This window comes from Sinorhizobium saheli (genome assembly GCF_001651875.1).
GTDB lineage: Bacteria > Pseudomonadota > Alphaproteobacteria > Rhizobiales > Rhizobiaceae > Sinorhizobium > Sinorhizobium saheli.
The window spans coordinates 472,656-490,562 of record NZ_LNQB01000073.1 but is presented as its reverse complement, the minus strand read 5'-3'; the positions used below and the strand labels follow the sequence as shown (position 1 = coordinate 490,562).

General features: G+C 64.6%; 22 protein-coding genes. 16 read left to right on the top strand and 6 right to left on the bottom strand.

All coding sequences use genetic code 11. The annotated features are described in order from the left end of the window. The first annotated feature begins 73 nt into the window (after nucleotides 1-73). From ATB98_RS15750 to ATB98_RS15725, 7 genes are all read left to right on the top strand, one after another. Complete coding sequence (locus ATB98_RS15750) at nucleotides 74-1,078, top strand: ABC transporter permease subunit (protein ID WP_066875264.1); 1,005 nt, start codon at nucleotides 74-76, stop codon at nucleotides 1,076-1,078. A gap of 11 nt (nucleotides 1,079-1,089) precedes the next feature. Further along, nucleotides 1,090-1,998, top strand: coding sequence for an ABC transporter permease subunit (locus tag ATB98_RS15745; RefSeq protein WP_066875262.1), 909 nt, complete (start codon nucleotides 1,090-1,092; stop codon nucleotides 1,996-1,998). A 1-nt stretch (nucleotide 1,999) separates the two neighbouring features. Next, nucleotides 2,000-2,854, top strand: coding sequence for an ABC transporter ATP-binding protein (locus tag ATB98_RS15740; protein ID WP_084435491.1), 855 nt, complete (start codon nucleotides 2,000-2,002; stop codon nucleotides 2,852-2,854). Beyond that, nucleotides 2,851-3,678 carry a dipeptide ABC transporter ATP-binding protein gene (locus ATB98_RS15735; protein WP_066875260.1) on the top strand — a complete coding sequence of 276 codons (828 nt, stop codon included), beginning with the start codon at nucleotides 2,851-2,853 and terminating at the stop codon, nucleotides 3,676-3,678. Before ATB98_RS15740 ends, ATB98_RS15735 begins: the two co-directional genes overlap by 4 nt. Before the next feature lie 174 nt (nucleotides 3,679-3,852). Continuing rightward, on the top strand, nucleotides 3,853-4,197 hold the full coding sequence (locus ATB98_RS15730) for a RidA family protein (RefSeq protein ID WP_066875258.1): 345 nt from the start codon (nucleotides 3,853-3,855) through the stop codon (nucleotides 4,195-4,197). Between the two features lie 161 nt (nucleotides 4,198-4,358). Beyond that, nucleotides 4,359-4,529, top strand: coding sequence for a hypothetical protein (locus ATB98_RS29510; protein WP_167354081.1), 171 nt, complete (start codon nucleotides 4,359-4,361; stop codon nucleotides 4,527-4,529). A 105-nt stretch (nucleotides 4,530-4,634) separates the two neighbouring features. Further along, nucleotides 4,635-5,750 carry an AI-2E family transporter gene (locus tag ATB98_RS15725; protein WP_066875257.1) on the top strand — a complete coding sequence of 372 codons (1,116 nt, stop codon included), beginning with the start codon at nucleotides 4,635-4,637 and terminating at the stop codon, nucleotides 5,748-5,750. A 9-nt stretch (nucleotides 5,751-5,759) separates the two neighbouring features. Here ATB98_RS15725 and ATB98_RS15720 read toward each other — a convergent pair whose 3' ends face one another. After that, a complete protein-coding gene (locus ATB98_RS15720) occupies nucleotides 5,760-6,557 on the bottom strand; it encodes a response regulator (RefSeq protein ID WP_066875255.1) in 798 nt (265 codons plus the stop codon). 179 nt (nucleotides 6,558-6,736) lie between these two features. Here ATB98_RS15720 and ATB98_RS15715 point away from each other — a divergent pair, with 179 nt between their 5' ends. Beyond that, nucleotides 6,737-6,925, top strand: coding sequence for a NepR family anti-sigma factor (locus ATB98_RS15715; RefSeq protein WP_066875252.1), 189 nt, complete (start codon nucleotides 6,737-6,739; stop codon nucleotides 6,923-6,925). Between the two features lie 160 nt (nucleotides 6,926-7,085). Here ATB98_RS15715 and ATB98_RS15710 read toward each other — a convergent pair whose 3' ends face one another. Next, nucleotides 7,086-7,334, bottom strand: a complete 249-nt coding sequence (locus ATB98_RS15710; RefSeq protein ID WP_066875250.1) for a glycine zipper domain-containing protein — start codon at nucleotides 7,332-7,334, stop codon at nucleotides 7,086-7,088. A 740-nt stretch (nucleotides 7,335-8,074) separates the two neighbouring features. Here ATB98_RS15710 and ATB98_RS15700 point away from each other — a divergent pair. From ATB98_RS15700 to ATB98_RS30015, 3 genes are all read left to right on the top strand, one after another. Continuing rightward, entirely contained in the window at nucleotides 8,075-8,239 is a 165-nt protein-coding gene (locus ATB98_RS15700) for a DUF1328 domain-containing protein (protein WP_066875246.1), read from the top strand. A 189-nt stretch (nucleotides 8,240-8,428) separates the two neighbouring features. Continuing rightward, on the top strand, nucleotides 8,429-9,682 hold the full coding sequence (locus ATB98_RS15695; RefSeq protein ID WP_066875244.1) for an NAD(P)/FAD-dependent oxidoreductase: 1,254 nt from the start codon (nucleotides 8,429-8,431) through the stop codon (nucleotides 9,680-9,682). 233 nt (nucleotides 9,683-9,915) lie between these two features. Next, nucleotides 9,916-10,161 (top strand): hypothetical protein, encoded by a 246-nt coding sequence (locus ATB98_RS30015; protein WP_066875242.1) that lies wholly within the window; start codon nucleotides 9,916-9,918, stop codon nucleotides 10,159-10,161. Nucleotides 10,162-10,171: 10 nt separating this feature from the next. Here ATB98_RS30015 and ATB98_RS15685 read toward each other — a convergent pair whose 3' ends face one another. After that, entirely contained in the window at nucleotides 10,172-10,729 is a 558-nt protein-coding gene (locus ATB98_RS15685; protein WP_066875240.1) for an MgtC/SapB family protein, read from the bottom strand. Between the two features lie 154 nt (nucleotides 10,730-10,883). Then, entirely contained in the window at nucleotides 10,884-11,219 is a 336-nt protein-coding gene (locus ATB98_RS15680; protein ID WP_066875238.1) for a hypothetical protein, read from the bottom strand. Nucleotides 11,220-11,510: 291 nt separating this feature from the next. Between ATB98_RS15680 and ATB98_RS15675 the strand changes: the two genes are divergently transcribed. Further along, nucleotides 11,511-12,653, top strand: a complete 1,143-nt coding sequence (locus tag ATB98_RS15675; RefSeq protein ID WP_084435487.1) for a fumarylacetoacetate hydrolase family protein — start codon at nucleotides 11,511-11,513, stop codon at nucleotides 12,651-12,653. Nucleotides 12,654-12,776: 123 nt separating this feature from the next. Beyond that, nucleotides 12,777-13,142, top strand: a complete 366-nt coding sequence (locus ATB98_RS15670) for a hypothetical protein (protein ID WP_066875234.1) — start codon at nucleotides 12,777-12,779, stop codon at nucleotides 13,140-13,142. Here ATB98_RS15670 and ATB98_RS15665 read toward each other — a convergent pair. Further along, nucleotides 13,114-13,362 (bottom strand): hypothetical protein, encoded by a 249-nt coding sequence (locus tag ATB98_RS15665; protein ID WP_234781919.1) that lies wholly within the window; start codon nucleotides 13,360-13,362, stop codon nucleotides 13,114-13,116. The two genes, ATB98_RS15670 and ATB98_RS15665, sit on opposite strands and share 29 nt — an antisense overlap. An 88-nt stretch (nucleotides 13,363-13,450) precedes the next feature. Beyond that, nucleotides 13,451-14,248, bottom strand: coding sequence for a DUF899 domain-containing protein (locus ATB98_RS15660; RefSeq protein ID WP_066875230.1), 798 nt, complete (start codon nucleotides 14,246-14,248; stop codon nucleotides 13,451-13,453). A 120-nt stretch (nucleotides 14,249-14,368) separates the two neighbouring features. Between ATB98_RS15660 and ATB98_RS15655 the strand changes: the two genes are divergently transcribed. The 3 genes from ATB98_RS15655 (at nucleotide 14,369) to ATB98_RS15645 (ending at nucleotide 17,812) form a co-directional block, all read left to right on the top strand. Then, nucleotides 14,369-15,592 carry an ATP-binding protein gene (locus ATB98_RS15655; RefSeq protein ID WP_066875228.1) on the top strand — a complete coding sequence of 408 codons (1,224 nt, stop codon included), beginning with the start codon at nucleotides 14,369-14,371 and terminating at the stop codon, nucleotides 15,590-15,592. A gap of 32 nt (nucleotides 15,593-15,624) precedes the next feature. Then, a complete protein-coding gene (locus tag ATB98_RS15650; protein ID WP_066875226.1) occupies nucleotides 15,625-16,257 on the top strand; it encodes a Vgb family protein in 633 nt (210 codons plus the stop codon). An 826-nt stretch (nucleotides 16,258-17,083) separates the two neighbouring features. Further along, the gene (locus ATB98_RS15645; RefSeq protein ID WP_066875224.1) at nucleotides 17,084-17,812 is read left to right on the top strand and encodes a haloacid dehalogenase type II; all 729 of its coding nucleotides are present in this window, start codon (nucleotides 17,084-17,086) and stop codon (nucleotides 17,810-17,812) included. Nucleotides 17,813-17,907 lie beyond the last annotated feature (95 nt).

Sequence of the window (17,907 nt, the reverse complement as noted above, 5' to 3'; positions counted from 1 at the left end):
CGAGCGCCCCTCTTCCTTATTGCCGGTGCTGCCGCCTGAGCGAACGAGCGGCCACGGGGCAAGAGGTTTGACTATGTTCCGATTTCTTCTGGGGCGCCTGGCGGTGCTGATCCCGACCTTCGTCGGGGTTTCGATCATCGCCTTCTCCTTCATCCGCCTGCTTCCCGGCGATCCCGTGGCGCTGCTTTCCGGCGAACGGGTGATGTCGCCCGAGCGGCACGCCGAAATTTCTCATCAACTGGGCTTCGACCGGCCGGTTGTCGTGCAGTATCTCGATTATCTCTGGGGTGTTCTGCGCGGCGACTTCGGTGTGTCGATCGTGACCAAGAGGCCGGTGATCGATCAGTTCCTGGAGCTGTTCCCGGCAACGGTCGAACTCTCGCTTTGCGCCATCATCTTCGCCGTCGTGGTCGGCATCCCCGCGGGCGTCGTTGCGGCGATCAAGCGCGGCTCCATCTTCGACCAGATCATCATGGGCACCGCGCTCGTCGGCTTCTCAATGCCGATCTTCTGGTGGGGCCTGCTGCTGATCATCGTCGTGTCGGGCATCCTGCAATGGACGCCGGTGTCGGGGCGCATCTCGCTGATGTTCTTCTTCCCGCCGGTCACAGGCTTCATGCTGATCGATTCCCTTTTGTCGGGGCAGGACGGCGCATTCCGGTCGGCCGTCAGTCACCTGATCCTGCCGACGATCGTGCTCGGCACGATTCCGCTCGCCGTGATCGCGCGCCAGACCCGTTCGGCGATGCTCGAGGTGCTGTCGGAGGACTATGTGCGCACCGCGCGTGCCAAGGGCCTGTCCACCTTCCGCGTGGTCGGCATACATGCATTGCGCAATGCCATGATCCCGGTGGTGACCACCATCGGCCTGCAGGTCGGCGTCATGCTGGCCGGGGCGATCCTCACCGAAACGATCTTTTCCTGGCCGGGCATCGGCAAGTGGATGGTCGACTCGGTCTCCCGGCGCGACTACGCCGTGATCCAGGGCGGGCTCCTGATCATCGCCGCCGTCATCATGCTGGTAAACCTCGCCGTGGACCTGCTCTACGGCCTGCTCAACCCGCGCATCCGGCATTGAGGAGGGGCGACATGACTGAAGTTACCGCGACAAGCCCCGTTTCGAGGGACCCCTCCCGCCGGGCGAAGCTCGCCGAGTTCTGGTTCTATTTTTCGGAGAACCGTGGCGCCGTCATTGGCCTTACCTTCTTCCTGCTGCTGGTCGCACTGGCCATCTGCGCACCGCTCGTTGCGCCGCATGACCCGACCATCCAGTTCCGCGAAGCCGTCCTGCTTCCGCCTTTCTGGGAGGAGGGCGGCCGTGCCGGCTTCCTTCTCGGAACCGACGCCGTCGGCCGCGATATGCTCTCCCGCCTCATCTACGGGGCGCGCTTTTCGCTGTTCGTCGGCGTCATCGTCACGACCCTGGCGCTCATCGGCGGCATCCTCGTCGGCGTCGTTGCCGGCTATTTCCGCGGATGGGTCGACACGTTCATCATGCGGATCATGGACATCATCCTGGCCTTCCCGTCGCTGCTGCTGGCACTCGTGCTGGTGGCGGTACTCGGCCCGGGCCTCACCAATGCGATGATCGCGATCGCTCTGGTCTATCAGCCGCACTTCGTTCGCCTGACACGGGCGGCGGTGATGACGGAGAAGACCCGCGACTATGTCGTGGCGGCCAAGGTCGCCGGAGCAGGGCACCTCAGGCTGATGTTCAAGACCATCCTGCCGAACTGCATGGCGCCGCTCATCGTTCAGGCGACGCTGTCCTTCTCGAGCGCCATCCTCGACGCCGCAGCGCTCGGCTTCCTCGGCATGGGCGCGCAGCCGCCGGCCCCGGAATGGGGAACGATGCTGGCGGAAGCGCGCGAATTCATCCTGCGCGCCTGGTGGGTCGTCACGCTCCCCGGCCTCGCCATCCTCGCGACGGTCCTGGCAATCAATCTCATGGGCGACGGACTGCGCGATGCGCTCGACCCCAAGCTGAAGAGGTCCTGACATGGCGCTTCTCGAAGTCGAAAACCTCGTCGTCGAATTCCAGACCGCAACCGGCCCCTTCCGCGCGGTCGACGGCGTGTCGCTCAAGGTCCACGAGGGCGAAGTCCTGGCGATCGTCGGGGAATCGGGCTCGGGCAAGTCCGTGTCCATGCTTGCGGCGATGGGGCTTCTGCCCTGGACCGCGACCGTCACTGCCGACAAGCTCGCCTTCAACGGGCGGGATCTCCTGAATATGTCGCCTTCCGATCGCCGCAAGATCGTCGGCAAGGAGATCGCCATGATCTTCCAGGAGCCGATCGCGAGCCTCAACCCCTGCTTCACCGTCGGCTTCCAGATCGAGGAAGTGCTGCGCATCCACATGGGCCTCGACCGGGCGGCGCGGCGCAAGCGCGCGATCGAGCTCTTCGAGGCGGTCGGCATCCCGGAACCGGCCGAGCGCCTCCGGCATTTTCCGCATCAGATGTCGGGCGGACAGTGCCAGCGCGTGATGATCGCCATCGCGCTTGCCTGCAATCCGAAGCTGCTCATCGCCGATGAGCCGACGACGGCGCTGGACGTGACGATCCAGAAGCAGATCCTCGACCTCCTGATGAAGCTGCAGCAGGAATACCGCATGGGTCTCATCATGATCACCCACAACATGGGCGTGGTCGCCGAAACGGCCGATCGCGTCATCGTGCAGTACAAGGGCCGCAAGGTGGAGGAGGCGGACGTGCTGTCGCTGTTCGAATCGCCGAAGAGCAACTACACGCGGGCGCTTCTTTCCGCGCTGCCGGAGAACGCGACGGGAGACCGGCTGCCGACGATCTCCGAACTCTTCAACGACCAGCAGATGCTCGAGGGAGCCGCGCGATGACCCATGTGCTCGAAGCCCGCAACCTGGTGCGCGACTATCACATTCCGGGCAACCTGTTCCGCAAGGCGCGCACCGTCCATGCGCTGAAGGGCGTCAGCTTCACCGTCGAGGAGGGCAAGACGCTTGCGATCGTCGGTGAGAGCGGCTGCGGCAAGTCGACCCTCGGCCGCATTATCACGCTGATCGATCCGGCGACCTCCGGGGAGCTGCTGATCGACGGCCGGACGGTCGATATCGCCCGCGAGCGGTTGACGCCGGAGATGCGGCGCAAGGTGCAGATCGTCTTCCAGAACCCTTATGGCTCGCTCAACCCGCGCCAGAAGATCGGCGACATCCTCGCCGAGCCGCTCGTCATCAACACCGATATACCGGCAGCCGAGCGCCGCGACCGGGCGATGACGATGCTGAAGAAGGTCGGCCTCGAGGAGAAGCACTACAACCGCTACCCGCACATGTTCTCCGGCGGTCAGCGCCAGCGCATCGCCATCGCCCGCGCGCTGATGCTGAACCCCAAGCTGCTGGTGCTGGACGAGCCTGTTTCCGCGCTGGACCTTTCCGTCCAGGCGCAGGTCTTGAACCTGCTCGCCGATCTTCAGGACGAGTTCAAGCTCACCTACGTCTTCATCAGTCACGACCTCTCGGTCGTTCGCTATATCGCCGACGACGTGATGGTGATGTATTACGGCGAAGCCGTCGAGTACGGCAGCCGCGACGCGGTGTTTTCCAACCCGCAGCACAGCTATACGAAGACGCTGTTCGCGGCGACGCCGAGGGCGGACGTCGCCAGCATCAAGGCCCGGCTTGCCAGGAAGAACGCCGCCTGAGCCGCGCCGGAAGCGTGCCGCCCCGCTCGCCGGCCGGCACAAACCCCGCGAAACGCAAGCACGGCTTATTGGCGTTCTCGCCTCCGTCGTGTAGAGGTTGCCCGCCGCCATGTGAGCCTTGGCGGCGGCAGCCCTTATGGCTGGCTTGTTCGCCCAAACAGCAGGATGACGATTATGGAAATCAAGCGCATTGAAACCGGCCCGCGGATGAGCCAGGCCGTGGTCTACAACAACACGGTTTATCTCGCCGGCCAGGTCGGCAAGGCCGGCGACGACGTCGTCACCCAGACGAAGCAGGCGCTCGCCGAGGTCGATCGCCTGCTCGCGCTCGCCGGCACGGACAAGACGCGCATCCTCTCGGCTACGGTCTGGCTCGCCGACATGGCCGATTTCGCCAAGATGAACTCCGTCTGGGACGCCTGGGTGCCGCAGGGTCACACCCCGGCCCGCGCGACCGGCGAGGCCAAGCTCGCAACGCCGGAATATCTCGTCGAAGTCATCGTCACGGCGGCTCTCTGAGACCTTCGCTCCATCTCAGATGCAGGGCAATCCTCTGCACCGTTCACGCCGCCGGCCGCCAGGCCGGCGGCGTTTCGCCGTCTGCCGCAGGCCCTGCCGCGCAGGAACGAATTCCTTGTTGGAACGTTTATGCTTGCGTTTCCGCACGCGGAGGATGGCACATGCTCTACTGGCTGCCTCGGCTTTGCTTGTTGGTGCTGGCGGGGGTGGTGGTGGGCTTCGGCTTTTTTCCTGAGACAGCGGAAGGCCTGGCTTACACCTTGCTGGTGATCGTTCTGGGCCTGGGGCTGCTTTCCCTCACGCTCTACGTGTTCCCGCCCGGGAAATCTTGAGCAAGCCGCCCGGCGCCGCCTGCAGAAGCCCGCCTGCGGTCAGGCGTGACGAATGCTCCCCGGAGACGAAGACGTTCGCAAACATCGGTCGAAAGGTAGGTGCCGATGGATTCAGTGAGACGAGTGACGGCCGGCCGCAAGCGCGACGCCGAAAGGGCCCTGGTCGAGGTGTCGACGGCGCCTGCCCGAAAGCGCGACGGCATAGATCTTCTGGTCGCCGGGAGCGCGATCGGGATGTTCGTGATTGCCAGCTCCGCCGCGGTCTACGCAATGGGAGCGATCCTGATGCCCGTCGCCTTCGCGATCGTCGTCGGCATCGTTCTCGGCAGGGCCGCCGATGAATTGGAGCGGTTCGGGCTTCATCCGATGTTCGGCGGCCTGTTGCTGGCGCTGTTCTTCGTGCTCGGCTTATCGTCCCTCGTGAATGCGCTTCTCGGTCCGATCACCGACCTTGCGGCCCGGGCGCCTCAATTGGCTGAGGACGTCATGCAACGGTTGCTGCCGTTTGCCGAGCGCGTCGAATGGCTGGACAGGGCGCTCGCGCGCAGCGCCGGCGATGACGCCTTCGGCGACGTGATCGTCAAGAATGCGGGGCTGCTGATCGGGACGGTTGCGGCAAGCCTGACGCCGGCCCTCATCCAGACATTGATCTTCCTGGCATCGCTCATTCTTTTCCTGCTCGGGCGCGCCCAGTTGCGCGCCACGATCGTGCTCGCTTTTCCGAGCCGCGACGGCCGCTTGAGCGCGATCCGGGTCATGAATGCCCTCGAGGACGCCCTTGCCCGCTATTTCTCGACCGCGAGCCTGATTTATCTCGCGCTCGGTGCGGTGACCACGGTCATTGCGCTCGTCGGTGGGTTGGCGATGGCGCCGCTCTGGGGGCTCTTCGCCTTCGTCTCGAGCTTCATTCCCTATCTCGGCGTCACCGCCATGACGCTGTCGCTCATCGTCGGCGGGTTGATGACCCATGATGCGATGGCCGCTGCGCTCGCACCGGCGGCCGCCTTCTTCCTCGTTCATCTCGCCATGGAGAACCTGCTCGTGCCGGCGGTCCTCGGCCACCGCTTCGCCATCAATCCGTTCCTGATCTTCGTCGCGATCCTGTTCTGGACCTGGATGTGGGGCGCCGTGGGGGCGATCCTCGCCCTGCCGCTGTCGCTGATCGCGATGACCATCTTCGAACAGGTCCGCGAGCCGTCGGAGCCGCAGTTGCCGGATTGAGATGACGCCTTATCGGCTTGCTGCATGCGCGTGCTCGTCGAAGAACAGCGCCTGGCTGATGAGTGCCTTCACCGTTTCCGGGTTGAAGGGCTTGGTCACCAGGAAAGCCGGTTCCGGCTTCTTGCCTGTCAGGAGCCGTTCGGGAAAGGCGGTGATGAAGATCACCGGAACGGTCGCCTGCGTCAGGATGTCGTTGACCGCATCGATCCCGGAACTGCCGTCGGCGAGCTGGATATCGGCAAGCACCATCTTCGGCGATGTTTCGCGGTAGAGATCGAGAGCCTCGGCGCGCGTGCGGGCAATGCCGGTGACCCGGTGCCCGAGGCTCGTCACCATGTCCTCGATGTCCATCGCGATCAGCGGCTCGTCCTCGATGATCATCACGTCGGTTGCCACCTGGCGCGAAATCTCCTCGGAGGCGCCGGCGACCAGCTCGGCGAGGGCGCTCTGGTCGACACCCATGATTTCGGCGGCTTCAGTGGTCGAGAAACCCTCGAGCGCGATGAGCAGGAACGCCTGTCGTCCCGCCGGTGCCATCAGCGACAGGTTGGCCGCGGCCCTCTGTTCCCAGGCGAAGGGCGATGTGAACTGGGAAAGGTCCACCTTCAGCTTCTCGAAGAGCGAGCAGAAGAGCTTGTAAAGGCCGATGCGATCGTTGGAGGCCGCCGGAAAGAGCTCGATGTCATCGATCAGAGCTTCCAGCATTGCAGCGACATAGGCGTCGCCGGCGGCTTGCGAGCCGGTGACGGCGCGGGCATAACGCCGGACATAGGGCAGATGTGGCGCAATCCTCATGGAAAGTGACATTTAGACCTTCCTAAACTATTGTGCATAGGGTTTGTGCCGATGGGGGCGCGTAGCAGAATACGTCAAAGTTTTGAGCACGTCTTTCGGATTGTGGAAAGACTTGATTAACAGATGGCAGCAACGGATTTGAAAGCGGTCGGGACCGGGGGAGCAGGACCTTCGCCGCGTGGAAGCGGAACATGAACGAATTCTCAGGTGGGCAGAAGGGGCGGCGCAACGCATCCGCCGGAAAGACGGAGCCCGACACGCAAATTGGTTCGCAGTTGAAGGCACTGTATCAGGCCGTCGAGAACGAGCCCGTGCCGCAGCATTTCGTGGACCTGCTGCGGCGGCTCGATGAGGCGGAGCGGGAACGCTCACGCGATTGACCTCATGCATATCCCTTAAATAGAACTCGTGCGGCGCTGTAGTGTGCTGGCTGGCGTGCGAACGAAGTGATCGCCCGCCGGCGCGCTTGGGTGAGCCGGCTCGCGGGACGCGGCGTGAACGATATCGCGTCCCACAGCCAAGATATCTGGCGCGAGGCTATCAGCAACGGGCGGTGTAGCGGCGTCCGTACTGATCGCGGTAGACACAATAACCGGGCTCGCTGGCGCGGCCGATAAGGGCGCCCGCGACACCACCGACAGCGGCGCCGACCGCGGCTCCGCGGACGTTGCCGCTCGCGGCACCACCTATAATTGCGCCCGAAGCGGCGCCGATCCCCGCACCCCTTTCCGTTGCCGTGCAGGCTGCCAGGGGAAGAATGAGGCTAGCGACGATAAGTATCTTTTTCATGATAAGTTCCTATCCGAGCTTGGTTACGAACCGCGGGTGATGCCGTCCGATCGCCGCCACCTGAGAGCGACTGGAAAACGGCAGACGCATGCCGCCCTTCGGCGCTTGTTATTGTCGCCAGAACGCCGACTGGCGCCTTTTGTTCCGCGCGGGCCGCCGGGCTTGCGCATGATTGTTGCCATCGATCCGGCCTGCGGATAGGGAACGAAGCGCGTGGCGCGAGCCCGCCGGGCTTACCTGAAAACTGTCCCCGGCACTCCGCACCGGCGGCGTCGCCTACTTGCCCGCGTTGCGTTCGGCCCGCTCCAGATTCTCGAGGAGAGCGTCCAGCCTCTTATTGGCTTTCTGTTCCGTGTGGCTCTGAAGATCCCGTATGGTTCTGCCGATATGCAGGTTCTGACTGCGGAGACCGGCCCTCTGCCGGCTGATCTCGTTCACGGTCTTCCATATATGTCGCGAGGGAATCTTCATTTCTTTCCCAAGAAGCTCTGCTACTACCAGGACAACGCCCGGGACTACGCCAACTATTCGAACAACGCCGAGACCTGTCGAAGGTTCCTGCCCGCCCTGCTTGCGGTGCCCCCGGTCCTCGGCTCACGGTTTCTTTGGTTAATCAATGGTTTCCAAGTTGCGGCGACGGCCGGCCCGATCTCCGCTCGCGCCACGGCAGATCGTCGCGCCGGAACAAAGGCGCCTTGCCTCACGTTTGGATTTCAGCAAATGAGGCAAGGAGTTGACAGATGCTCTACTACGCTCTCCTATTTTTGGTCGTCGCCGTCATTGCCGGCATTCTCGGCTTCGGCGGAATTGCCGGCGCTTCGGCGCAGATCGCGCAGGTCCTGTTCTTCATATTCCTGATACTCCTGGTGATTTCGCTCGTCGCCGGCTTCATCCGCCGAACGTGACGCATCGCTCGTCCCGAGCGGGCGGGCAACATATTGACATGACCGCGAGGGTGGAGCCCGGGCTCCGCCCTCGTTTTTGCTTGCGGCGCCGGGCCGGGCGCCTCTTGTCGGCCGCCTGTGGCGATTGCATGGTTTCTTAATCCGCTTCCGGTTTAACAAATCATCCAGCGGACATAGGGAGCGTCGCACATGAAGACGGATGTAGTGGTTCTCGGCGCCGGCATCGTCGGCATTTCCTCCGCCATCCACCTGGCGCGGCGCGGCAAGGCGGTGGTCCTTCTCGACCGGCGCGGCGCCGGCGAGGAAACGTCGTACGGCAATGCCGGCCTGATCCAGCGCGAGGGCGTCTTCCCCTACGGCTTCCCGCATGATTTCGGCGCGCTCTTCCGCTATGCGCTGAACAACACGATCGATGCCAGCTATCACTTCCGGGCGTTGCCGGGACTGGTGCCGTTCCTGGCGCGCTACTGGTGGCATTCCGGCTTCACCCAGCACCAGCGGATCGCGCATCTCTACGCGCCGCTGATCGAGCACTCGATCGCCGAGCACGCGGACCTGATCGCGGCTTCCGGCGCCGGCGACCTCATCCGCAAGGAAGGCTGGATGAAGGTGTTCCGCACCGAGAAGGAGCGCGATGCGGCCTACCGGGACGCGGAAAAGCTCTCGGCCGGCTTCGGCGTCGGTCACCAGAAGCTTTCGGCGAGCGAGTTGAAGACGATCGAACCGTTCATCCAGGTGGAGCTCGCCGGTGGCCTGCGCTGGAACGATCCGTGGTCGATCCGCGATCCGCATAGTCTCAACAAGGCCTATCTCGCCTATTTCGAGTCGCTTGGCGGCCGGCTCGTTTCCGGCGATGCGGCAACGCTGGAGCATATATTGGAAGGCGCCGGCTGGCGCGTCGCGACGCCGGAAGGGCCGCTCGAAGCCCGCGAGGTCGTCGTTGCCCTCGGCCCCTGGGCCGACACGGTGACGCGCAAGCTCGGCTACCATTTCCCGCTCGCGGTCAAGCGCGGCTATCACATGCATTACGGCGCCAGGGACGGCGCCCAGCTCAACAACTGGGTGCTCGATGCCGAGATGGGTTACTTCCTGGCGCCGATGCTGCGCGGCATCCGCCTGACCACGGGAGCCGAATTCGCGCTCCGCGACGCGCCGAAGACGCCGGTGCAATTGGCCCGGGCGGAGCGCGTCGCGCGCGAGTTCTTCCCGCTCGCCGAACGCCGCGACGAGGAGCCGTGGATGGGCGCGCGGCCCTGCACGCCCGACATGATGCCGATCATCGGCAAGGCGTCCCGCCATGAGGGGCTCTGGTTCGCCTTCGGCCATGCGCATCACGGCATGACCCTCGGCCCCGTCACCGGCCGCGCGCTCGCCGAGGCGATGACCGGCGAGAAGACGGTGATCGACATCGCCGCTTATCGCCCGGAGCGCTTCCTCGCCTGACGCAAAAGCGCCCGCCCACAGCACCGGGTCTCATCAGACGCGCAAAGGTCGCTGCAGCACTTTGAATTGCTGCATGTCCTTGTCCTTAAATCGAGGTCAGGAGACATGCAGTAGGGTGACGCTTTTTTCGCGTCCGCCGGAACCCGACGGCGGTTGGCGCGTTCTTCTGGCGGCTGATGTCGAGGTTCGGCCCGCTGGGCTTTTGCCCGGCGACGGGAGGAGTTTCAAGTTCAATGCGGAAACAGGCGGTAGAGTTTGCCGGCGAGGCCGTTGGCGCGCTGGTCCCCGATAACGGGCAACTGCGCTTCATTGCCGTCAAATACAGCGTCTGGTCCTTGGACGGCCGGCGCTTTGCGACGGCTGACTCTGCCATCCGGGCGATCGCAGCCCTGCATGGTCTTCGCCATCACGCCCCGGCCTCCAAGGCCGCTCCCCGTCCGCAAGCCCGCCCTGATGGGTCGGCTCCGGCCAACCCGTAGTCGAGATCCGCTATCCCTGCTTCGCCTCGCCCCGCCGCGCGGAATTGTCCTCCCTCCGCTTCAGCGCTTCTTCCTGGTGGGAGCCTTCCGGGCTCTTCCACAGCAGCGCTACCTCCAGCCGTCCAAGGATGAAGAGGACGGCGAGGCTCGCGAGCGTGGCGAAGATGGCGATCGGCCAGAAGCCGAAGCCAATCGAGAGCCCGACGGCGCCGGCCAGCCACATTCCGGCGCCGGTCGTCAAGCCTTTGACCTCGCCCCTGGAAAACACGATCATGCCGGCAGCGAGAAAGGCTACCCCCGCCGTCACCGCCTCCACCACCCGGATCGGGTCGATGCGCACCTCGGGGCCGGAAAGGCTGACCTTGTGCACGCTTTCGATCGCGATAACGGCAAAGATCGCCGACGCCAGGCAGACGAGAATGTGGGTCCTGAGGCCGGCGGGGCGCTGCCGTTTCTCCCGCTCGATGCCGATCAGCGCGCCAAGCAGGATGGCGCCGCAGAACCGCGCGAAGATCACCGTGTAAGGCGTATGCGTGGCAACAAGAATGTCGGCAACGATCTCGTTCATGAATGGTGCCCCCCGGTCGGAAATGCCTTTTCAGCCACGGAGGGGGTGAGGCGGACCTCCCCTCCCGCCGCAGGATTGCTTCAATCGAAACCATTCATCATGCAGCAGCACGAAGTGCTTCACCGCGTCCGATTGGACGCGGTGCCGTGGAGGCCTACTGCGCCGGCTGGCTCTGCGGCTGCGCGGGCGCGGTCGGTGCCGGCGGTGTCGCTCCTCCGGCCGGAGGCGTTGCCTGATCGGTCGGCGCCGGTTCGTCGGCCGGCGTTGTCGCCGTGGACGGAGCCGGGGCGGGCTCGTTCTCCCCGTCCCCTGTGAGTTCCGCCGGCAGCCAGGCGATCAGCGCAAGCACCACGGCGGCGACAAGAATGATCAGCAACGGCCAACCGCTGCGGCTCGTCCTCGGCGCCGGCGCTTCCGGTTCCCGCGGGGTCGGCTGACCCGTCACGGGATCGAGCGGTGGTTGTTCTTTGATTTGTTCCTGCTGATTCATTGTATCCACATCCTTTCCGGCCACGGTTCCGAATGCACTCGCCTGTGTATGGCTCCCTAATTCAGCAAAAGCTTAAGAATGGGTTCCGTGCTGGGCAAGTATAGCTGTGGCCGTGCCGCGGCCCGGTTGACCCGCGACGAAAGTTAAACGCTCGAAATCTTTCAAGGTTCCGGCGCACGACTTCCGGCGCAGCCCGCGTTCACGCGCCAAGGTGCTTTACAGCGGGCCGCCTTAACTGCGAAAACGATCCGGGACGCGGCCGACGCGCCGCCAGCGCAGAGGATGACAGAAATGAGCGAGACCTATGACGTCGGAACCTTCGTCGGACGGGCATGGCGGCCGGATGCGGAGGGCCCGAGCCTGGTGACCGTCCGGAAAGGGCAGGTGGTCGACATCACCTCGCGCGAGGTGCCGACGATGCGCGATCTTCTCGAACTCGACGATCCCGTCGACTATGCGCGCACGGCCCGCGGCGAGGCGCTTGCTTCGCTCGCCGTCGTCATGGCGTCGGCGGAGCCGCGGGGCAGGGAGGAAATCCATCTGCTCGCCCCTTGCGATCTGCAGGCGGTCAAGGCCTGCGGCGTCACCTTCGCCCGCTCGATGATCGAGCGCGTCATCGAGGAGCGCGCCGCCGGCGATGCCGCGCGGGCGGAAGGAATTCGCAGGCGGGTGACCGCGATCATCGGCGAGGCCCTCCGGAACCTGAACGCTGGCTCGCCCGAAGCCGCCCGTGTCAAGGCGGCGTTGATCGAGGAGGGCGTCTGGTCGCAATATCTCGAAGTGGGCATCGGCCCCGACGCCGAGGTCTTCACCAAGGGACAGCCGCTCTCCTCCGTCGGATGGGGCGCCGCCGTCGGGCTTCATCCGATTTCCCGCTGGAACAATCCGGAGCCGGAGATCGTGCTGGCCGTTGCCTCCGACGGGCGCGCCAGGGGTGCCACGCTCGGCAACGACGTCAACCTGCGCGACATCGAGGGACGCTCGGCGTTGCTGCTCGGCAAGGCCAAGGACAACAACGCCTCCTCATCGATCGGCCCCTTCATCCGCCTGTTCGACGAGACCTACTCGATCGACAACGTGCGCCAGGCCGATCTCGATCTCATGATCGAAGGGCCGGACGGTTTTCGCCTGAAGGGCGCGAGCACCATGCGCGAGATCAGCCGCGACCCGCTCGACCTCGTCGCCCAGACGATCGGCCCGCATCACCAATATCCCGACGGGCTGATGCTGTTCATGGGCACGCTTTTCGCCCCCGTCGAGGATCGCGACGAACCGGGCCAGGGCTTCACCCATAAGATCGGCGACGTAGTGACGATCTCGAGCCCGGGGCTCGGCAGCCTGGTCAACACCGTGCGGCTGTCGACCGACTGCCCGCCCTGGACCTTCGGCACGACGGCGCTGATGCGCAATCTGGCAAAGCGGGGGCTGCTCTAACAGGGCTTCCTCGGAAGGGTGCACTGCGGTTTTTTCCGCGGCGAGGGTGCCGACCGGATTGCTTCCGGGGGCGGCGCCACGCATTCTTGGGCGGAATTCTTGGGAGAACGGGCTGGGTCGAGAATGAAAACCTTCATCGGGCTGGCTGCCGCCGGCACGTTTCTTGTTGCCGCAGCCGCACCGCTGCGCGCGGAACCCTTGCGGAGCGTTGAGGAACTGAGCGACGCGCTCAGCAAGTGCTGGACGCCGCCGGCCGGCGTCAGGGATTCCTTCGTCACACTCAAATTCGCCTTCCGCGGCAACGGCACCTTGATGGGTCCGCCCCAGCCGACGGCGAGCCGCGTCACCGGCGGGGCGGATGAACGGAAGGCCTTCGTGGCCGCCGCAACGGCGGCTCTGGAGAACTGCGGGCCGCTGGAATTCTCGAAGGAACTGGCCGACGAGATCGCAGGAACGGTGTTTACCCTGCAGTTCTATTCGGCGAAGTGACGCGGGCGTGCATGCCGGCGCGGTTTCTACGGTTGGCGACGAGCCTCAGCCAGGGTGGGGAATGAAAAGCCGCCATCAGCAGGTACATCGTCGCCATTTCGTTGAGCGGTGACGGTTCCTGCAGGGAGGAGCAGACCATCGTCGCGCCTCCGGTGACGACCGTCATCACCGCCATGACGATGCAGGCCGGCGTGGCGGCGAGGGAGAGCCAGCCGGCCATCCCTTGCGCCTTCGCACTGCCTGCGGTCGGTCCTTCGACCGCAGGCGGCATTCCGTTACGGGGCGCTGACCGCGGTGCCATCGCAACGTCAACCCCGGTCGTACCGGTCATGGTGGCGCCACCAGACACCGCTCTCGTTGCGCCCGAGCGGCGCCCGGTCGAGCCATTGGTACATGCCCCAGAGACCGTCGAGGCCGCGGGCATAGGTCGAGTAGGTGTGATAGACGATGCCGTCGTCGAGCGCGAAGGCGCTGACGCCCGGTCTGTCGCGGGTATAGGTGGCGATATCGGTCCCCGTCATGGCGGCGATCTGCGCGACCGGTCCTTCGCTGCCCTTTAGCTGCCATTCCTGCACGGTCTTGCCGGCGAGCGGCTCCGGCGCCGGCGGCTCGCGGCGATAATTATACTCGATGCCGCCCTCCCGCTGCTCGTCCGCCGTGAACCAGACGCTGAAATCACGGTTGAAGTCGCCGTCGTTCGAGGATGCCCAGGGAAAACTCCATCCCATCCGCTCCCTGAACCCCTGCAGCTTTGCGAGCGGCGCACGCGATACTGCGGAAAAGGCGACGTCGTGGTTCTCGAGATGGACGACGATGCCGTTGAAGCCGTCGGCGATCGAAGAGCAGGACGGGCAGCCGGCGGTATAGTCGGGCCCGAACATGAAGTGGTAGACGAGAAGCTGCGAGCGCCCGCGGAAGAGGTCCTTGAGCGAGGCGCTCCCCGCATCGGTTTCGAAGCGGTATTCCTTGTCGATCCTGACCCAGGGCAGTTCTTGGCGTCGCCGCGCAAGCGCGTCGCTCATCCGCGTCAGCTCCTTCTCCGCCTTGAGCAGATCGAGCCGCGCCGCCAGCCATTCTTCGCGTGTTCCCGTTGCATGTGCAGTCATCAATCTTCTCCTTGGCTGTCTGTCGTCGTAGCATTCCGGCGCGACAGGTCGCTTGCCGGTCGTGAACAGAGTAGGGCGAGGTGCGGTGATGCCGGGAGTTACAAGTGTGACGGGATTCCGATGGACTCGATGATCACCGCTGCGGCGCGTGCACTGGCGGGGGGCGATCCCCTCGGCGCATTGAAGCGGGTTGCGCTGCGTGACGACGCGCCGGCGCTCGCACTTCGAGGCATAGCGATGGCGCAGCTCGGTGACTTCGTCCGGGCAAAGGCACTTCTCAGGAGCGCGGCGCGCGCTTTCGGCCAGAAAGAGGCGATGGCCCGCGCAAGGTGCGTCGCGGCCGAGGCCGAGATCGCGCTGGTTTCCCGCGATCTCTCCTGGCCGGCCAAAGCACTGCACGCGGCGCGGGCGACGCTTGAAGCGCATGGCGACCGCGCCAATGCGGCGCATGCGCTGAACCTCGAGGTCCGGCGGCTGCTCCTGATCGGCCGCCTCGACGAGGCCGAACGCTTGCTCGCCGACGCCGACCCCACGATGCCCCTCCCGCCCGCCTTAAGGGCAGCCCGTGAGCTGGCGGTCGCGGGGATTGCCATTCGGCGGCTGAAGACGAAGGCGGCGCGGGCCGCGTTCACGCGGGCCGAGCAAGCTTCGCGCGAAGCAGCCATCCCCGCGCTCGCCGCCGAGGTGGAGAGCGCATCGCTGGTGCTTGAGACACCGGCGGCGCGGCTGATCGCGGGCGGAGAGGAGCGTCCCCTGCTCCTGGAGGAGGTCGAAGCGCTGATGGGCTCCGGTGCGCTGGTCGTCGACGCGTGCCGCAATGTCCTGCGGGACGAGAGACATGCGATCCCGCTCGCGACGCGCCCCGTCCTGTTCGCCCTTCTGCGCGCGCTGGCCGAAGCCTGGCCAGGCGATGTTCCGAGAAGCACCCTTCTCGCGCGCGCCTTTCGGGCGAAGCACGCCGATGAATCGCATCGCGCCCGCCTGCGTGTCGAAATTGGCCGGCTTCGCGGCGAGCTCCACGCGCTGGCGGATATAAAGGCGACGAAGCGAGGCTTTGCACTCGCGCCGCGGCGCGCCGGCAGCGTCGTGGTGCTGGCGCCGCCCGTCGAGGAGCAGCACGCGGCCGTGCTCGCTTTCCTCGCCGACGGCGAATCCTGGTCGAGTTCGGCCCTGGCGATCGCGCTCGGAGCAAGCCCCCGCACCGTGCAGCGGGCACTGGAGCAACTCGCTCAGGCAGGCAAGGTGCAGGCCTTCGGTCGCGGGCGAGCCCGCCGCTGGATGACCCCGCCGGTGCCGGGATTCCCGACGAGCTTGTTACTCCCGGGTCCGCTGCCGACCAATTAGGATGACGGCTTACCACCAATGAGGACGAGAGCATGAAACGATCTCAAGCGGAAATTCTCCGCGAGTACGGACCCTTTCCCGGCACCGACCACGTGGGTGGGGTGACCTTCGACGGCAGGCAGGTCTGGTTTGCAGGCGGGGACAAGCTGAGCGCTCTTGATCCGGAGAGCGGCGAAGTGCTGCGCTCGATCGATGTCGCCGCGCATGCCGGAACGGCTTTCGACGGCCGCCATCTGTTCCAGATCGCCGAGGACCGCATCCAGAAGGTCGATCCCGAGAGCGGCCGCGTGGTCGCCACGATCCCGGCGCCAGGCAGCGGAGGCGATTCCGGGCTCGCCTGGGCCGAAGGCTCGCTTTGGGTGGGGCAGCATGGGGCACGCAAGATCCATCAGATCGATCCTCATACCGGAAAAATCCTCCGCACCATCGAATCCAACCGCATGGTGACCGGCGTCACCTGGGTCGACGGCGAGCTCTGGCACGGCACCTGGGAAGGCGACGAGAGCGAGGTGCGGCGCCTCGATCCGGCAACGGGAGAGGTGCTGGAGATGCTGACGATGCCGGCCGGAGTGGGGGTTTCCGGGCTTGAATCCGACGGCGGCGATGAGTTCTTCTGTGGCGGCGGCAATAGCGGCAAGGTGAGAGCGGTGCGCCGGCCAAGATGAACCCAGATGGCCGACAGGCGGAAGCCGGGACAGGAAGGCCCCAGAGCGGTTTGAAGGGACAATCGCGTTGGCCCTGGGACCTTCAGGGCGCTTGAGGCGGCAGACGAGGATGCCGCCGGCAAGCGCTCGCAGCAATATGCGCCAATGGGAACGGCGCGCAACGGTCCTAGGACCTTTAGCGTCGCCGCCTGGGACTTAGGTCAATGGCCTGGCGTCTCCGGCCCCTAGAGCGGGATGCGCTCACATGCGTTCGCGCCACCGCCCTATCTGTTTGTTTTTGCCGCATTTGTGCGACGTCAGGTGATTCCACCTGACTGCAAAATGCTCTAGAATCCTACCCATCAGCTACAATGACCTAGTTATTTTCAGGCCGATTTGCGGACTGGCCGGCCCGTGCCGAAAGCATGGGCCCGCTTTGTTCATGAGCTCTGGCAAACCTCGCCACTTCCGGTCTGCATGCCGCTCTACCCTGCAGCAAGCGGAGTAGACGTTCGTCCTTTAGATTTTGGCATTCCCCATGGAAATCGCGTCCATAAGGCCAAGTAGCATGGATATTCGCTACGGGCGTGACCGAAGACCGTTTTTTGGTGTTCGACATTTTATGCTGCAATAAGGGTGTAGTTAGAGATAAATTGCTGTTTTTCGTCGCCTTTCCCCGCGACTATGCCCAGGCGCAAGGGCACAATCCGGCGGCATCGACAGACCTCAACCGGCTCCCGGCGGCATGATTGATCAGGAGCGATCTGGCAACGGCCGCCGCCTTGTACATCCACCTGGAAGGCCGTGCCGGCGCCCCGATCGGTGTCCAAGACCAAGGAGACAAGGAATGAAACTGACCGACTTCAAAGCACTGACATTCGATTGCTACGGTACCCTCATCGACTGGGAATCCGGCATGGTCGAAGGATTGAAGCCGCTAACCAGGAAAGTCGGCAGGGAGCTCAGCCGCAACGAAATTCTCGAGGCACATGCCCGCCACGAATCCTCTCAGCAACTGCAGACGCCCGCGAAGAACTACCGGGATCTGCTGCCGATCGTCTACAAGCGGCTGGCTGAAGAGTGGGGCGTGACCGTCACCTGGGCCGAGTGCGTCGCCTACGGCCGCAGCGTCAAGGATTGGCCGGCCTTCAGCGACTCGGCCGAAGCGCTTCAGTATCTGAAGAAGCACTTCAAGCTGGTGATCCTGTCGAACGTCGACAACGAGAGCTTCGCGGGCAGCAACGAGCGGCTGGAGGTCGATTTCGACGCCATCTACACGGCGGAGGATTGCGGTTCCTACAAGCCGTCCGATCGCAATTTCGAGTACATGCTCAACAAGCTCGAAACGCTCGGCATCCAAAAGCATGAAATCCTGCATACGGCCGAAAGCATGTTCCATGACCATGGCCCGGCCAACAGGCATGGTCTGGCGTCCTGCTGGATTTACCGCCGCCACGATCAGCAGGGTTTCGGCGCCACCATGCATCCGGGGGAGATGCCCCGATACGACTTTCGCTTCAACAGCATGGCGGACCTCGTCAAGGCGCATCGGCAAGAGCTGGGGCAGCAGGACTAGAGTATTTTGCAGTCAGGTGGAATCACCTGACGTCGCACAAATGCGGCAAAAACAAAAAGATAGTGCGGCTGCGCGAACGCATGTGAGCGCATCCC

Bases quoted from the DNA above. Each gene is read 5' to 3' on its own strand.
- ATB98_RS15750 (WP_066875264.1), top strand. From the start codon at position 74: ATGTTCCGATTTCTTCTGGGGCGCCTGGCGGTGCTGATCCCGACCTTC.
- ATB98_RS15745 (WP_066875262.1), top strand. From the start codon at position 1,090: ATGACTGAAGTTACCGCGACAAGCCCCGTTTCGAGGGACCCCTCCCGC.
- ATB98_RS15740 (WP_084435491.1), top strand. From the start codon at position 2,000: ATGGCGCTTCTCGAAGTCGAAAACCTCGTCGTCGAATTCCAGACCGCA.
- ATB98_RS15735 (WP_066875260.1), top strand. From the start codon at position 2,851: ATGACCCATGTGCTCGAAGCCCGCAACCTGGTGCGCGACTATCACATT.
- ATB98_RS15730 (WP_066875258.1), top strand. From the start codon at position 3,853: ATGGAAATCAAGCGCATTGAAACCGGCCCGCGGATGAGCCAGGCCGTG.
- ATB98_RS29510 (WP_167354081.1), top strand. From the start codon at position 4,359: ATGCTCTACTGGCTGCCTCGGCTTTGCTTGTTGGTGCTGGCGGGGGTG.
- ATB98_RS15725 (WP_066875257.1), top strand. From the start codon at position 4,635: ATGGATTCAGTGAGACGAGTGACGGCCGGCCGCAAGCGCGACGCCGAA.
- ATB98_RS15720 (WP_066875255.1), bottom strand. From the start codon at position 6,557: ATGTCACTTTCCATGAGGATTGCGCCACATCTGCCCTATGTCCGGCGT.
- ATB98_RS15715 (WP_066875252.1), top strand. From the start codon at position 6,737: ATGAACGAATTCTCAGGTGGGCAGAAGGGGCGGCGCAACGCATCCGCC.
- ATB98_RS15710 (WP_066875250.1), bottom strand. From the start codon at position 7,334: ATGAAAAAGATACTTATCGTCGCTAGCCTCATTCTTCCCCTGGCAGCC.
- ATB98_RS15700 (WP_066875246.1), top strand. From the start codon at position 8,075: ATGCTCTACTACGCTCTCCTATTTTTGGTCGTCGCCGTCATTGCCGGC.
- ATB98_RS15695 (WP_066875244.1), top strand. From the start codon at position 8,429: ATGAAGACGGATGTAGTGGTTCTCGGCGCCGGCATCGTCGGCATTTCC.
- ATB98_RS30015 (WP_066875242.1), top strand. From the start codon at position 9,916: ATGCGGAAACAGGCGGTAGAGTTTGCCGGCGAGGCCGTTGGCGCGCTG.
- ATB98_RS15685 (WP_066875240.1), bottom strand. From the start codon at position 10,729: ATGAACGAGATCGTTGCCGACATTCTTGTTGCCACGCATACGCCTTAC.
- ATB98_RS15680 (WP_066875238.1), bottom strand. From the start codon at position 11,219: ATGAATCAGCAGGAACAAATCAAAGAACAACCACCGCTCGATCCCGTG.
- ATB98_RS15675 (WP_084435487.1), top strand. From the start codon at position 11,511: ATGAGCGAGACCTATGACGTCGGAACCTTCGTCGGACGGGCATGGCGG.
- ATB98_RS15670 (WP_066875234.1), top strand. From the start codon at position 12,777: ATGAAAACCTTCATCGGGCTGGCTGCCGCCGGCACGTTTCTTGTTGCC.
- ATB98_RS15665 (WP_234781919.1), bottom strand. From the start codon at position 13,362: ATGGCCGGCTGGCTCTCCCTCGCCGCCACGCCGGCCTGCATCGTCATG.
- ATB98_RS15660 (WP_066875230.1), bottom strand. From the start codon at position 14,248: ATGACTGCACATGCAACGGGAACACGCGAAGAATGGCTGGCGGCGCGG.
- ATB98_RS15655 (WP_066875228.1), top strand. From the start codon at position 14,369: ATGGACTCGATGATCACCGCTGCGGCGCGTGCACTGGCGGGGGGCGAT.
- ATB98_RS15650 (WP_066875226.1), top strand. From the start codon at position 15,625: ATGAAACGATCTCAAGCGGAAATTCTCCGCGAGTACGGACCCTTTCCC.
- ATB98_RS15645 (WP_066875224.1), top strand. From the start codon at position 17,084: ATGAAACTGACCGACTTCAAAGCACTGACATTCGATTGCTACGGTACC.